Annotated in this window: 23 protein-coding genes; all 23 read right to left on the bottom strand. The window is 66.6% G+C overall.

All coding sequences use genetic code 11. The features are described from left to right. Nucleotides 1-150: 150 nt before the first annotated feature. The 23 genes from map to rplC all read right to left on the bottom strand — a co-directional run bounded on the left by map (nt 151) and on the right by rplC (nt 12,848). Nucleotides 151-987, bottom strand: coding sequence for a type I methionyl aminopeptidase (gene map / locus ACFRFC_RS25845; protein WP_382680374.1), 837 nt, complete (start codon nt 985-987; stop codon nt 151-153). 168 nt (nt 988-1,155) lie between these two features. Next, nucleotides 1,156-1,818: an adenylate kinase gene (locus ACFRFC_RS25840; protein WP_382680373.1), complete on the bottom strand. Its 663-nt coding sequence runs from the start codon at nt 1,816-1,818 to the stop codon at nt 1,156-1,158. After that, the gene (gene secY / locus ACFRFC_RS25835) at nt 1,818-3,131 is read right to left on the bottom strand and encodes a preprotein translocase subunit SecY (protein ID WP_382680372.1); all 1,314 of its coding nucleotides are present in this window, start codon (nt 3,129-3,131) and stop codon (nt 1,818-1,820) included. The genes ACFRFC_RS25840 and secY overlap by 1 nt, the downstream gene beginning before the upstream one ends. Before the next feature lie 246 nt (nt 3,132-3,377). Further along, the gene (gene rplO / locus ACFRFC_RS25830) at nt 3,378-3,833 is read right to left on the bottom strand and encodes a 50S ribosomal protein L15 (RefSeq protein ID WP_382680371.1); all 456 of its coding nucleotides are present in this window, start codon (nt 3,831-3,833) and stop codon (nt 3,378-3,380) included. A gap of 2 nt (nt 3,834-3,835) precedes the next feature. Then, a complete protein-coding gene (gene rpmD, locus ACFRFC_RS25825; protein ID WP_006140898.1) occupies nt 3,836-4,018 on the bottom strand; it encodes a 50S ribosomal protein L30 in 183 nt (60 codons plus the stop codon). Between the two features lie 2 nt (nt 4,019-4,020). After that, nucleotides 4,021-4,626 carry a 30S ribosomal protein S5 gene (gene rpsE / locus ACFRFC_RS25820; protein ID WP_324936594.1) on the bottom strand — a complete coding sequence of 202 codons (606 nt, stop codon included), beginning with the start codon at nt 4,624-4,626 and terminating at the stop codon, nt 4,021-4,023. Nucleotides 4,627-4,662: 36 nt separating this feature from the next. After that, nucleotides 4,663-5,046, bottom strand: coding sequence for a 50S ribosomal protein L18 (gene rplR, locus ACFRFC_RS25815; protein WP_382680370.1), 384 nt, complete (start codon nt 5,044-5,046; stop codon nt 4,663-4,665). Nucleotides 5,047-5,049: 3 nt separating this feature from the next. Further along, on the bottom strand, nt 5,050-5,589 hold the full coding sequence (gene rplF / locus ACFRFC_RS25810) for a 50S ribosomal protein L6 (RefSeq protein WP_382680369.1): 540 nt from the start codon (nt 5,587-5,589) through the stop codon (nt 5,050-5,052). A 24-nt stretch (nt 5,590-5,613) separates the two neighbouring features. After that, on the bottom strand, nt 5,614-6,012 hold the full coding sequence (gene rpsH / locus ACFRFC_RS25805; RefSeq protein ID WP_014674378.1) for a 30S ribosomal protein S8: 399 nt from the start codon (nt 6,010-6,012) through the stop codon (nt 5,614-5,616). 211 nt (nt 6,013-6,223) lie between these two features. After that, a complete protein-coding gene (locus ACFRFC_RS25800; protein WP_003956452.1) occupies nt 6,224-6,409 on the bottom strand; it encodes a type Z 30S ribosomal protein S14 in 186 nt (61 codons plus the stop codon). Between the two features lie 5 nt (nt 6,410-6,414). Next, on the bottom strand, nt 6,415-6,972 hold the full coding sequence (gene rplE / locus ACFRFC_RS25795; RefSeq protein ID WP_382680368.1) for a 50S ribosomal protein L5: 558 nt from the start codon (nt 6,970-6,972) through the stop codon (nt 6,415-6,417). After that, nucleotides 6,972-7,295: a 50S ribosomal protein L24 gene (gene rplX / locus ACFRFC_RS25790; protein ID WP_151482629.1), complete on the bottom strand. Its 324-nt coding sequence runs from the start codon at nt 7,293-7,295 to the stop codon at nt 6,972-6,974. Before rplX ends, rplE begins: the two co-directional genes overlap by 1 nt. A 2-nt stretch (nt 7,296-7,297) precedes the next feature. Then, nucleotides 7,298-7,666: a 50S ribosomal protein L14 gene (rplN, locus tag ACFRFC_RS25785; protein ID WP_003992364.1), complete on the bottom strand. Its 369-nt coding sequence runs from the start codon at nt 7,664-7,666 to the stop codon at nt 7,298-7,300. A 109-nt stretch (nt 7,667-7,775) separates the two neighbouring features. Then, on the bottom strand, nt 7,776-8,063 hold the full coding sequence (gene rpsQ, locus ACFRFC_RS25780) for a 30S ribosomal protein S17 (protein ID WP_189214791.1): 288 nt from the start codon (nt 8,061-8,063) through the stop codon (nt 7,776-7,778). Next, nucleotides 8,060-8,287, bottom strand: coding sequence for a 50S ribosomal protein L29 (rpmC, locus tag ACFRFC_RS25775; protein ID WP_382680367.1), 228 nt, complete (start codon nt 8,285-8,287; stop codon nt 8,060-8,062). Before rpmC ends, rpsQ begins: the two co-directional genes overlap by 4 nt. After that, on the bottom strand, nt 8,287-8,706 hold the full coding sequence (rplP, locus tag ACFRFC_RS25770; protein ID WP_190037507.1) for a 50S ribosomal protein L16: 420 nt from the start codon (nt 8,704-8,706) through the stop codon (nt 8,287-8,289). Before rplP ends, rpmC begins: the two co-directional genes overlap by 1 nt. Nucleotides 8,707-8,711: 5 nt before the next feature. Further along, complete coding sequence (rpsC, locus tag ACFRFC_RS25765) at nt 8,712-9,563, bottom strand: 30S ribosomal protein S3 (RefSeq protein WP_382680366.1); 852 nt, start codon at nt 9,561-9,563, stop codon at nt 8,712-8,714. Continuing rightward, on the bottom strand, nt 9,563-9,910 hold the full coding sequence (rplV, locus tag ACFRFC_RS25760) for a 50S ribosomal protein L22 (RefSeq protein ID WP_030619142.1): 348 nt from the start codon (nt 9,908-9,910) through the stop codon (nt 9,563-9,565). Before rplV ends, rpsC begins: the two co-directional genes overlap by 1 nt. A gap of 40 nt (nt 9,911-9,950) precedes the next feature. Continuing rightward, entirely contained in the window at nt 9,951-10,232 is a 282-nt protein-coding gene (gene rpsS, locus ACFRFC_RS25755; RefSeq protein WP_003992359.1) for a 30S ribosomal protein S19, read from the bottom strand. A gap of 12 nt (nt 10,233-10,244) precedes the next feature. Continuing rightward, nucleotides 10,245-11,081, bottom strand: a complete 837-nt coding sequence (gene rplB, locus ACFRFC_RS25750) for a 50S ribosomal protein L2 (RefSeq protein ID WP_382680365.1) — start codon at nt 11,079-11,081, stop codon at nt 10,245-10,247. Nucleotides 11,082-11,120: 39 nt separating this feature from the next. Beyond that, nucleotides 11,121-11,540 carry a 50S ribosomal protein L23 gene (gene rplW / locus ACFRFC_RS25745; protein ID WP_382680364.1) on the bottom strand — a complete coding sequence of 140 codons (420 nt, stop codon included), beginning with the start codon at nt 11,538-11,540 and terminating at the stop codon, nt 11,121-11,123. Beyond that, a complete protein-coding gene (gene rplD / locus ACFRFC_RS25740; protein WP_382680363.1) occupies nt 11,540-12,196 on the bottom strand; it encodes a 50S ribosomal protein L4 in 657 nt (218 codons plus the stop codon). Before rplD ends, rplW begins: the two co-directional genes overlap by 1 nt. Nucleotides 12,197-12,203: 7 nt before the next feature. Continuing rightward, nucleotides 12,204-12,848: a 50S ribosomal protein L3 gene (gene rplC / locus ACFRFC_RS25735; protein WP_382680362.1), complete on the bottom strand. Its 645-nt coding sequence runs from the start codon at nt 12,846-12,848 to the stop codon at nt 12,204-12,206. Nucleotides 12,849-12,857: the final 9 nt, after the last annotated feature.

Genomic DNA, 12,857 nt, shown 5'->3' with positions numbered 1-12,857 from the left:
CGGCGCTTTTCTCCCCTTTGATCATGGAGATCAGGTACTTTCCATGAGGGGCGCATGCGGACATGCGGGCGCACGAGAGCCGACGAGTCAGTCTACGCCACGCGCGCCCGGAAAGACGAATCGCAGAAGTCTGCCCGCAGGCGGAGATCCTTATGCGAGCGGATCCGGCGCGGCGGTGATCCCGTACTCGGCGAGCTTGGCCCGGCCGCCGTCGGGCGCGGTCAGCACCAGCGGCCCCTGCTCGGTGAGCGCGATGGAGTGCTCCCAGTGCGAGGACCAGGTGCCGTCGGTGGTGATGACCGTCCACTCGTCCTGGAGCACCTTGGTCCGGGGCGTCCCCAGCGACACCATCGGCTCGATGGCCAGGCAGAACCCGGGCACCAGCTTGGGGCCCTTGCCCCGCTTGCGGTCGACGTAGTTCAGCAGGTGCGGGTCCATGTGCATCTGGGTGCCGATGCCGTGCCCGCCGTAGTCCTCGATGATCCCGTACCGGCCGCCGCCGGGCTTGGGCTGGCGGCGGATGTAGGTCTCGATGGCCCGCGAGACGTCGACCAGCCGGGCGCCCTGCTTCATGGCCGCGATCCCGGCCCACATGGACTCCTCGGTCACCCGGGACAGCTCGACCAGCTCCGGAGCGTGACCGGACCCCACGAAGGCGGTGAAGGCGGCGTCACCGTGCCACCCGTCCACGACCGCCCCGGCGTCGATGGCGATGATGTCCCCGTCCTTGAGGACCACCTCGTCGGACGGGATCCCATGGACGACGACCTCGTTCACCGAGGTGCAGATGGTGGCTGGGAAGCCGCCGTAGCCCAGAAAGTTCGACGCGGCGTTGTGCTCGGCCAGCACCTTGCGCGCCACCTCGTCCAGATCCTTGGTGGACGCCCCCGGCACCGCCGCCTCACGCGTGGCCGCGTGAATGGCGGCCACGACCAACCCCGCCGCACGCATCTTGGCGATCTGCTCGGGGTTCTTGATCTGCACCATAGGAACGACGGCCTTTCTGGACCGAGAAACGGACTGTTTCCACCATACGAGCGTAGCCAGGGACACGTACCGCCGTTGCTCCCCAACCCGCGCCCGTCCCCCCACACAGCAGCCGCGGCCCCCTTCGAGAAGGGAACCGCGGCCCGTGCTGCCGAACGCGAGCGAGACTTACGGCTCGCCGTCCTCCCGCTTGAGCGCTTCGAGCGCCCGCGAGGTCACCTCGTCCACCGCACCCATCGCCGAGATGGTCACCACCAGGCCCTGGGCCTTGTAGTAGTCGATGATCGGCTCGGTCTGTGTGTGGTAGACCTCCAGCCGCTTGCGCACGGTCTCCTCGGAGTCGTCGTCGCGCTGGTACAGCTCCCCGCCGCACACATCGCAGACGCCGTCGGACTCCGACTTCTTGTACGTCACGTGGAACACATGCGCCGAGTCGTTACGGCAGATCCGCCGGCCGGCGATCCGCTTGACGACCTCGTCCTCGGGTGCCTCAAGGTCCAGCACCGCGTCCAGCTTGATGCCCTCGGTGGTGAGCAGCTCGTCCAGCGCCTCGGCCTGCGAGACATTGCGGGGGAAGCCGTCCAGCAGGAAGCCATTGGCGGCGTCCGGCTGCTCCATGCGGTCCTTGGCCATCGCGATGGTCACCTCGTCGGGGACGAGGTTCCCGGCGTCCATGTAGGACTTCGCGAGTTTCCCGAGGTCGGTCTGCTTGCTGATGTTGGCGCGGAACAGATCACCGGTGGAGATGTGCGGTACCCGCAGGGTCTCGGCAAGTCGGGTGGCCTGGGTGCCCTTACCAGCGCCCGGCGGCCCGACGAGGACGATTCGCATCAGCGGAGGAACCCTTCGTAATTGCGCTGCTGGAGCTGGCTCTCGATCTGCTTCACCGTCTCCAGGCCGACACCCACGATGATCAGGATGCTGGTCCCGCCGAAGGGGAAGTTCTGGTTTGCCCCGAAACCAGCCAACGCCATTGTCGGCACGAGAGCGATCAGGCCCAGATACAGCGAGCCCGGCCAGGTGATCCGGTTGAGTACGTAACTCAGGTACTCAGCGGTCGGTCGGCCAGCCCGGATGCCCGGGATGAAGCCACCATACTTCTTCATGTTGTCGGCGACTTCTTCGGGGTTGAATGTGATGGCCACGTAGAAGAACGCGAAGAAAACGATCAGCAAGAAGTAGGCGGCGATGTAATACGGGTGGTCACCCTTGACGAGGTGCGCCTCGATCCAGGTCTTCCAGCCGGAGGTTCCGCTGGAGAACTGCGCGATCAACGCCGGGATGTACAGCAGCGACGAGGCGAAGATGACCGGGATCACACCGGCCTGGTTCACCTTGAGCGGGATGTACGTGGAGGTGCCGCCGTAGGAGCGGCGGCCGATCATGCGCTTCGCGTATTGCACCGGGATCCGGCGCTGGGCCTGCTCGACGAAGACCACCAGGCCGACCATGAAGAGGCCGACGAGGATGACCGTGCCGAACTCGATCCAGCCGTCGGCCAGCGAGCCCTGCTGCTTGATGGCCCACAGGGCGGCCGGGAAGGTGGCGGCGATCGAGATGAACATCAGGATCGACATGCCGTTGCCGATGCCGCGGTCGGTGATCAGCTCACCGAGCCACATGACGACGGCCGTACCGGCGGTCATGGTGATGACCATGGTGATGGTCACGAAGATGGACTGGTCAGGGACGATCTGACCGGCCACGGTGCAGCCGCTGAACAGCGCACCGGAGCGGGCGGTGGCCACCAGGCCGGTGCCCTGGAGCACGGCCAGCGCGACCGTCAGATAACGCGTGTACTGCGTGATCTTCGCCGTACCCGCCTGGCCCTCCTTCTTCAGGGCCTCCAGGCGGGGGATCACCACCGTCAGCAGCTGGAGGATGATGCTCGCCGTGATGTACGGCATGATGCCGAGCGCGAAGATCGTGATCTGGAGCAGCGCGCCGCCACTGAACATGTTCACCAGGCCGAACAGGCCCTGATTGGCGCTGGCCTGGTCGAGGCAGGTCTGGACGTTCCTATAGTCGACACCCGGGATCGGGATATGCGTACCGATCCGGTAGATCACGATGATGCCGAGCGTGAAGAGCAGCTTCTTGCGCAGGTCGGGCGTCTTGAACGCCCGGGCGAACGCGGTGAGCACGGTGCCTCCTGCGACCCCCGCGCATCTGCGTCAAGGGTGACGGTCTTGAGGGTCCAATACAACAACGACTTATCTAACGGCCAACCGCCGCTCAGGGTGCCCCATGGGGGCCGCACCCCGCGAAAGTGGGCAGTGCAGGCCACCTTACCGGCGACACCGCCCCCCTAGGAACGACCAACCGGGGATACCCCATATGTGGGGTATCCCCGGTCGGGATCGCTCAAGTCATCAAGACGCCTGGGGTGTTCAGACGAGCTCGGTGACGGTGCCGCCGGCGGCGGTGATCTTCTCCTTGGCGGACCCGGAGACGGCGTCGACCGTCACCTGGAGCGCCACGGAGATCTCACCCTGGCCGAGGACCTTGACGAGGCTGTTCTTGCGAACGGCACCATTGGCCACCAGAGCCTCGACCGTGACCTCGCCACCCTCGGGGTAGAGCGCGGCGAGCTTGTCGAGGTTCACGACCTGGTACTCGGTCTTGAACGGGTTCTTGAAGCCCTTCAGCTTCGGGAGGCGCATGTGCAGCGGCATCTGGCCGCCCTCGAAGCGCTCCGGAACCTGGTAGCGGGCCTTGGTGCCCTTCGTACCACGACCGGCCGTCTTACCCTTCGACGCCTCACCACGACCCACACGGGTCTTGGCGGTCTTGGCGCCCGGGGCGGGACGGAGGTTGTGGATCTTCAGCGGGCTGTTCTCCGCCATGATCAGTCGACCTCCTCGACCGACACGAGGTGGCGGACGGTGTGCACCATGCCGCGGAACTCGGGGCGGTCCTCCTTGACGACCTGCGTGTTGATGCCCTTGAGACCAAGGGAACGCAGGGTGTCACGGTGGTTCTGCTTGCTGCCGATATAGGACTTGACCTGCGTAATCTTGAGCTGCGCCATGATTACGCACCCGCCCCGGCACGTGCCCGGAGCAGAGCCGCCGGGGCAACGTCCTCAAGGGGCAGACCGCGGCGGGCCGCGATCTCCTCGGGACGCTGGAGGCCCTTGAGGGCCGCCACGGTGGCGTGCACGATGTTGATCGCGTTGTCGGAGCCGAGCGACTTCGACAGCACGTCGTGGATTCCGGCGCACTCCAGCACGGCACGCACCGGACCACCGGCGATCACGCCGGTACCCGGGGACGCCGGCTTGAGCAGCACGACACCGGCCGCCTTCTCACCCTGGATGGGGTGGGGGATGGTGCCCTGGATCCGGGGGACCTTGAAGAAGTGCTTCTTGGCCTCCTCCACACCCTTGGCGATGGCGGCCGGCACCTCCTTGGCCTTGCCGTAACCGACACCCACGGTGCCGTCACCGTCACCCACCACGACCAGCGCGGTGAAGCTGAAGCGACGACCACCCTTCACAACCTTGGCGACGCGGTTGATCGCGACAACGCGCTCAACGTACGCGGTCTTCTCGGCGGCAGCAGCGCCGCCGTCACGGCCCTTCCGGTCCCGCCGCTCGCCGCCACCGGCACCGCTTCCGCGGCGCTGGGGTCCAGCCATTGGATTACCTCTCTCTTTCCGCTAGCTACAAGCGGCTCAGAACTTGAGCCCGGCCTCGCGGGCGGCGTCCGCCAGGGCGGCGATGCGCCCGGCGTACTGGCTGCCACCACGGTCGAACACGACGGCCTCGACACCGGCGGCCTTGGCGCGCTCGGCGACCAGGGCACCGACCTGCTTGGCCTGCGCCGACTTGTCGCCCTCGCCACCGCGGATCGAGGTGTCCAGGGTGGACGCCGAAGCCAGGGTGTGGCCCTTGAGGTCGTCGATCACCTGCGCCACGATGTGGCGGTTGGAACGGGTAACGACCAGACGGGGACGCTCCGCCGTACCGTTGATCCGCTTGCGGATCCGGATGTGACGGCGCTTGATCGCGGCGCGCTTGTAGGCGTCGCCCTTGAGGATCTTCTGTCCGTATGCCATGGCTTACTTACCCGCCTTTCCGACCTTGCGGCGGATGACTTCGCCCTCGTACTTGACGCCCTTGGCCTTGTACGGGTCGGGCTTGCGCAGCTTGCGGATGTTGGCCGCGACCTCGCCGACCTTCTGCTTGTCGATGCCCTCGACCGAGAAACGCGTGGGCGCCTCGACCTTGAAGGAGATGCCTTCGGGGGCCTCGACCAGGATCGGGTGGCTGTAACCGAGCGCGAACTCCAGGTTGGAGCCCTTGGCGGTCACGCGGTAACCGACGCCGCTGATTTCGAGCTTCTTCACGTAACCCTGGGTCACGCCGGTGATCATGTTCGCCACCAGCGTGCGGGACAGGCCGTGCAGGGCCTTGTTCTGACGCTCGTCGTTCGGGCGGGTGACGCTCAGGACGCCGTCCTCACCCTTGGCGACCTCGATCGGCGCGGCGACGGTGTGGGTCAGCGAGCCCTTGGGGCCCTTGACCGCGACCGTACGGCCGTCGATGGTGACGTCCACGCCGGCGGGAACCGTGATGGGGAGCTTGCCAATGCGCGACATAGCTGTTTCCTCCGTTCCCTTCCGCTACCAGACGTAGGCGAGGACTTCCCCACCCACGCCCTTCTTGCCGGCCTGCTTGTCGGTGAGGAGCCCGTGGGACGTGGAAATGATCGCCACGCCGAGGCCGCCGAGCACCTTGGGCAGGTTGGTGGACTTCGCGTACACCCGGAGACCGGGCTTGGAGATCCGCTTGATGCCCGCGATGGAGCGCTCACGGTTGGGGCCGAACTTCAGCTCCAGGACGAGGTTCTTGCCGACCTCGGCGTCCTCGACCTTCCAGCCCGTGATGAAGCCCTCCTGCTGGAGGATCTCCGCGATGTGAGACTTGATCTTGGAGTGCGGCATCGACACCGAGTCGTGGTACGCCGAGTTCGCATTCCGCAGACGCGTCAGCATGTCTGCGATCGGATCAGTCATGGTCATGAAGTGGCCTTCGGCCTCTCTCGCCGGGGTTTCCTGGTGCGCCATCCCTCTCCCCGATCCGAGACGGGACGGGTGCGGCGCGGTGGACCTACGGCGTAGTAAGTCGTACGGGCGTCAGGGCGCCCAACCCTCCTAGCCTAAGCCATGGAGGAGCGGGCCCCTGACCAACCCATTGCTTACCGAGAGTCCAGGCAGTCCGGGATTACCGGAACTACCAGGAACTCTTGGTCACGCCCGGCAGCTCGCCACGGTGAGCCATCTCACGAAGGCACACGCGGCACAGGCCGAACTTGCGGTACACGGAGTGCGGACGACCGCAGCGCTGGCAGCGGGTGTACGCACGCACGCCGAACTTGGGCTTGCGAGCAGCCTTCGCGATCAAAGCCTTCTTCGCCATCTCGCTCACGCCTCCTTGAAGGGGAAGCCGAGGTGACGAAGGAGCGCGCGGCCCTCAGCGTCGTTGGTCGCCGTGGTGACCACGGTGATGTCCATACCCCGGACGCGGTCGATCTTGTCCTGGTCGATCTCGTGGAACATGACCTGCTCCGTGAGACCGAAGGTGTAGTTGCCACGGCCGTCGAACTGCTTGGGGGACAGACCACGGAAGTCGCGGATGCGCGGCAGCGCGAGCGACAGGGTGCGGTCCAGGAACTCCCACATGCGGTCGCCACGGAGAGTGACGTGGGCACCGATCGGCTGGCCCTCACGCAGCTTGAACTGCGCGATGGACTTGCGGGCCTTGGTGACGGCCGGCTTCTGCCCGGTGATCGTGGTGAGGTCCTTGATGGCCCCCTCGATCAGCTTCGAGTCACGGGCGGCGTCACCGACACCCATGTTGACCACGATCTTGACGAGGCCGGGGACCTGCATGACGTTCTGGTACTTGAACTCGTCACGCAGCTTGCCCGCGATCTCCTCGCGGTACTTCGTCTTCAGACGCGGAGTGGTGGTGGTAGCCATCAGATGTCCTCACCCGTCCGCTTGGCAACGCGGATCTTGTTGCCCTCGTCGTCGAAGCGGTACCCGACCCGCGTGACGACCTTGTTGCCGTCCTTCTCCACGACCAGCTGGACGTTGGAGATGTGGATCGGCGCCTCGGTCGTGACGATGCCGCCGGCCTGCGAACCGCGAGCGGTCGGACCGGCCTTGGTGTGCTTCTTGACCCGGTTGACACCCTCGACCAGGACACGCTCGTCGCGCGGGTAAGCGGCAATGACCTTGCCCTGCTTGCCCTTGTCCTTGCCGGTGATGACCTGGACCAGATCGCCCTTCTTGATCTTCATGCTTACAGCACCTCCGGAGCCAGCGAGATGATCTTCATGAACTTCTTCTCGCGCAGCTCGCGCCCGACCGGGCCGAAGATGCGGGTACCACGAGGGTCGCCGTCGTTCTTCAGAATGACGGCGGCGTTCTCGTCGAAGCGGATGTACGAGCCGTCCGGACGGCGGCGCTCCTTGACGGTGCGAACGATGACCGCCTTGATGACGTCACCCTTCTTCACGTTGCCGCCGGGGATCGCGTCCTTGACGGTGGCGACGATGACGTCACCGATGCCCGCGTAGCGGCGACCGGAGCCACCGAGCACACGGATGCAAAGGATTTCCTTCGCGCCCGTGTTGTCGGCGACACGCAGTCGCGACTCCTGCTGGATCACGTCTATCTCCTGTGTGTCTGCCGGTTCCCGGCAGGGGTCCCGTGAAAGGGAGCCCCTGCCGAGCCTGGCGGAACTGTCCTGCGAGGCGACTGCCCCGCAGGAATGACTTCTACTTGGCCTTCTCGAGGATCTCGACGACGCGCCAGCGCTTGGTCGCCGACAGCGGACGGGTCTCCATCAGGAGGACCCGGTCGCCGACACCGGCCGCGTTCTGCTCGTCGTGCGCCTTGAGCTTGTTCGTACGGCGGATGACCTTGCCGTACAGCGCGTGCTTGACGCGGTCCTCGACGGCGACGACGACGGTCTTGTCCATCTTGTCGCTGACGACGAGACCCTCGCGGGTCTTGCGGAAGCCGCGCGCCTCAGTCTTCTCTGCAGTCACATTGTTCTCGCTCATGAGGCGCTCTCCACCGTGTCGATGCCCAGCTCGCGCTCGCGCATCAGGGTGTAGATCCGCGCGATGTCCTTGCGGACCGCCTTCAGACGGCCATGGTTCTCAAGCTGCCCCGTCGCCGCCTGGAAGCGGAGGTTGAACAGCTCTTCCTTGGCCTCGCGGAGCTTCGCGAGAAGCTCCTCGTTGCCCAGCTCGCGCAGCTCGGACGCCTTGGTACCGGCCGACATCACGCTTCACCTGCCTCGCGCTTGACGATCCGGCACTTCATCGGCAGCTTGTGGGCCGCACGGGTCAGCGCCTCACGGGCGATCTTCTCGTTGGGGTAGGACAGCTCGAACATGACCCGTCCCGGGTGCACGTTCGCGACCCACCACTCCGGAGAACCCTTACCGGAACCCATGCGGGTCTCGGCCGGCTTCTTCGTGAGCGGACGGTCCGGGTAGATGTTGATCCAGACCTTGCCACCACGCTTGATGTGGCGGGTCATGGCGATACGGGCCGCCTCGATCTGGCGGTTGGTGACATACGCCGGCGTGAGGGCCTGGATGCCGTACTCGCCGAACGCGACCGTCGTACCGCCCTTGGCCTGACCACGTCGCTTGGGGTGGTGCTGCTTGCGGTGCTTGACCCTGCGGGGGATCAGCATGTCGGTCAGGCCTCCGTTCCGCCACTAGAAGAGGACGGCGCCTCGGCCGGAGCGGCAGCCGCGGGGGCCTCGGCCTTGGGGGCCTCGGCGCCGCCGGCCTGCTGCGGCTTGCGACCGCGCCGCTCGCCACCGCCGCCGCCGCGACCGCCACGGGCCGGGCGGTCGTTGCCGCCACCACGGGCCGGGCGGTTGCCCGCACGGGCCGCGGCGTTCTCGGCGCGGACCTCGGCGATGTTCTTGACGTCGCCCTTGTAGATCCAGACCTTCACACCGATACGGCCGAAGGTCGTCTTGGCCTCGAAGAAGCCGTAGTCCACGTTCGCGCGGAGGGTGTGCAGGGGCACGCGGCCCTCGCGGTAGAACTCCGAGCGGGACATCTCGGCGCCGCCGAGACGGCCACCGCACTGGATCTTGATGCCCTTGGCGCCCGCCTTCATCGCCGACTGCATGCTCTTGCGCATGGCACGGCGGAAGGAGACCCGGGAGGACAGCTGCTCGGCGACGGCCTGGGCCACGAGCTGAGCATCGGTCTCGGGGTTCTTGACCTCAAGGATGTTCAGCTGGACCTGCTTGCCGGTCAGCTTCTCCAGCTGGCCGCGGATCTTGTCGGCCTCCGCGCCGCGGCGGCCGATGACGATGCCCGGACGCGCGGTGTGGATGTCGACGCGGACGCGGTCACGGGTGCGCTCGATCTCCACCTTGGAGATACCGGCGCGCTCCATGCCGGACGTCAGCATCCGTCGGATGGCGACGTCTTCCTTGACGTAGTCCTTGTACAGCTTGTCGGCGTACCAGCGCGACTTGAAGTCGGTGGTGATACCGAGCCGGAACCCGTGCGGGTTTACCTTCTGGCCCATTACCGGGTTCCTTCCTTGCTGCTGACGACCACGGTGATGTGGCTGGTCCGCTTGCGGATCCGGTAGGCACGGCCCTGGGCGCGCGGCCGGAACCGCTTCAGGGTCGGACCCTCGTCGACATACGCCTCGGAGATGACGAGGCTGTCGGCGTCGGTGTGGTCGTAGTTGTGCGCGGCGTTGGCGATGGCGCTGTCCAGCACCTTGCCGACCGGCACGGAGGCTGCCTGCGGAGCGAATCGCAGGACGGCCTGGGCCTCCGTGGCGTCCATGCCACGGATGAGGTCCACCACGCGGCGGGCCTTCATGGGCGTGACGCGGATGTACCGCGCCTGGGCCCTGGCTTCCATGGTTGTCCCTTCAGTTTCTTAACTGTCTGATGCGATCCGCTTAGCGGCGCTTCGACTTCCGGTCGTCCTTGACGTGGCCCCGGAAGGTGCGGGTCGGCGAGAACTCGCCGAGCTTGTGGCCGACCATCGACTCGGTGACGAACACCGGGATGTGGGTCTTGCCGTTGTGCACCGCGAGCGTGTGACCGAGCATGGCCGGCACGATCATCGAGCGACGGGACCAGGTCTTGATGACGTTCTTGGTACCGGCTTCGTTCTGGGCGTCCACCTTCTTGATCAGGTGGTCGTCGACGAAGGGTCCCTTCTTCAAGCTACGAGGCATCTCAACCCGTCCTTAGCGCTTCTTGTTCGTCTTGCGGCGGCGGACGATGTACTTGTTCGACGCCTTCTTGGGCGAACGAGTACGGCCTTCCTTCTTGCCCCACGGGGACACGGGGTGGCGGCCACCGGACGTCCGGCCCTCACCACCACCGTGCGGGTGGTCGACCGGGTTCATGACCACACCACGGACGGTCGGGCGTACGCCCTTCCACCGCTTACGGCCGGCCTTGCCCCAGTTGATGTTCGACTGCTCGGCGTTGCCGACCTCGCCGACGGTGGCGCGGCAGCGCACGTCGACCAGGCGGATCTCTCCGGACGGCATACGAAGGTGGGCCATCGTGCCCTCCTTCGCCAGCAGCTGTACGGAGGTACCGGCGGAGCGGGCGAACTTGGCGCCGCCACCGGGGCGCAGCTCGATCGCGTGCAGCGTGGTACCGACCGGGATGTTGCGCAGGGCAAGGTTGTTGCCCGGCTTGATGTCGGCCCCGGGGCCGTTCTCGACGCGGTCGCCCTGCGTGAGGCCGCGCGGCGCGAGGATGTAGCGCTTCTCGCCGTCGGCGTAGTGCAGCAGCGCGATGCGCGCGGTGCGGTTGGGGTCGTACTCGATGTGCGCGACCTTCGCCGGCACGCCGTCCTTGTCGTGCCGACGGAAGTCGATCACGCGGAAGGCGCGCTTGTGTCCACCACCCTGGTGGCGGACGGTCACACGACCGGAGTTGTTACGGCCACCCTTGCTGTGCAGGGGGCGAACCAGCGACTTCTCCGGCGTGGACCGCGTGACCTCGACGAAGTCGGCGACGCTGGCGCCACGGCGGCCCGGCGTAGTCGGCTTGTACTTGCGGATTCCCATTTCTCAGTCCTCGTCCGATTCCGGACGATCCGACCTCCGTCAGGAGGTAGGACCGCCGAAGATGTCGATACGGTCGCCCTCGGCGAGGGTCACGATCGCCCGCTTGGTCGCGGCGCGCTGGCCGAAGCCCGTGCGGGTCCGCTTGCGCTTGCCGACGCGGTTGATCGTGTTGACCCCGGTGACCTTGACCTCGAAGACCGCCTCGACGGCCTGCTTGATCTGGGTCTTGTTGGAGCGCGGGTCGACGATGAACGTGTACTTGTTCTCGTCGAGGAGCGCGTAGCTCTTCTCGGAGACGACCGGCTTGAGCAGCACATCACGGTGGTCCGTGTACGACTTGCTCAGCGGGGTCTCGACGGTGTTCTTGCCCTCGGCGGCGTGGCGGCGTGCCTTGGCGACGCGCGCGGCCTTGGCGGCCTTGGCGGCCTTCGAGGCGATGCTCGGGTGACGCGTAGCCATCAGGCCTCGCTCCCTTCGGTGTCGTTGGCCTTCGGGCCGGCGACGAAGGACTCGAAAGCGGCCTGGGTGAAGACCACGTCGTCCGAGACGATCACGTCGTACGTGTTCAGCTGGCCCGGCTCCAGGATGTGCACCTGGGGCAGGTTGCGGGCGGACAGCCACGCGGCCTCGTCGGCGCGCTCGACGACCAGGAGCAGGTTCTTGCGCTCCGAGATCTTGCCGAACAGGCTCTTCGCGGCCTTGGTGGAGGGGGTCTCGCCCTCGATCACGCCGGTGACGACGTGGATGCGGTCGGCGCGGGCCCGGTCGGTGAGGGCGTGGCGCAGGGCCGCGGCCTTCATCTTCTTCGGGGTGCGCTGCGAGTAGTCACGCGGCTGCGGGCCGTGGACGACGCCACCGCCGGCGAACTGCGGGGCGCGGGTCGAGCCCTGACGGGCGCGGCCGGTGCCCTTCTGGCGGTACGGCTTGCGGCCACCGCCGCGGACTTCACCGCGGGTCTTGGTCTTGTGGGTGCCCTGGCGGGCAGCCGCGTTCTGCGCGACGACGACCTGGTGGATCAGCGGGATGCTGACCTTCTCCACGCCGAAGATCTCCGCGGGGAGTTCGACGCTACCGGCCTTCTCGCCGGCAGGCGAAAGGATGTCAACAGTGCTCATCGTTACCTCAGGCCCCCTTGGCCGCGGTGCGGACCAGGACGAGGCCGCCGTTCGGACCGGGAACCGCGCCCTTGATGAGCAGCAGACCCTTCTCCGCGTCAACGGCGTGGACGGTCAGGTTCTGGGTGGTGACCCGCTCGTTGCCCATGCGACCCGCCATGCGGAGGCCCTTGAACACACGGCCCGGGGTGGCGCAGCCACCGATGGAGCCGGGGGAGCGGTGCTTGCGCTGGGTGCCGTGTCCGGCGCCGAGGCCCTTGAAGTTGTGACGCTTCATGACACCGGCGAAGCCCTTGCCCTTGCTCTTGCCGGTCACGTCGACCCGGACACCGGCCTCGAAGACCTCGGCGGTGACTTCCTGGCCGAGGGTGTACTCGGCGGCGTCAGCGGTCCGGATCTCGACAAGGTGGCGACGGGGGGTGACGTCGGCCTTCGCGAAGTGGCCCTTGAGGGGCTTGTTCACCTTGCGCGGGTCGATCTCGCCGAAGGCGAGCTGGACGGACTCGTAGCCGTCGGCGTCGTTGGTGCGGACCTGGGTGACGACATTGGGTCCGGCCTTGACGACGGTGACCGGGACGACACGGTTGTTCTCGTCCCACACCTGCGTCATGCCGAGCTTCTCGCCCAGGATGCCCTTGATCTGCTTAGCCATCTCTCAGAT

It is taken from the genome of Streptomyces sp. NPDC056734 (genome assembly GCF_042790455.1).
Taxonomy (GTDB): domain Bacteria; phylum Actinomycetota; class Actinomycetes; order Streptomycetales; family Streptomycetaceae; genus Streptomyces.
This window is presented reverse-complemented; position numbering and strand designations above follow the sequence as displayed.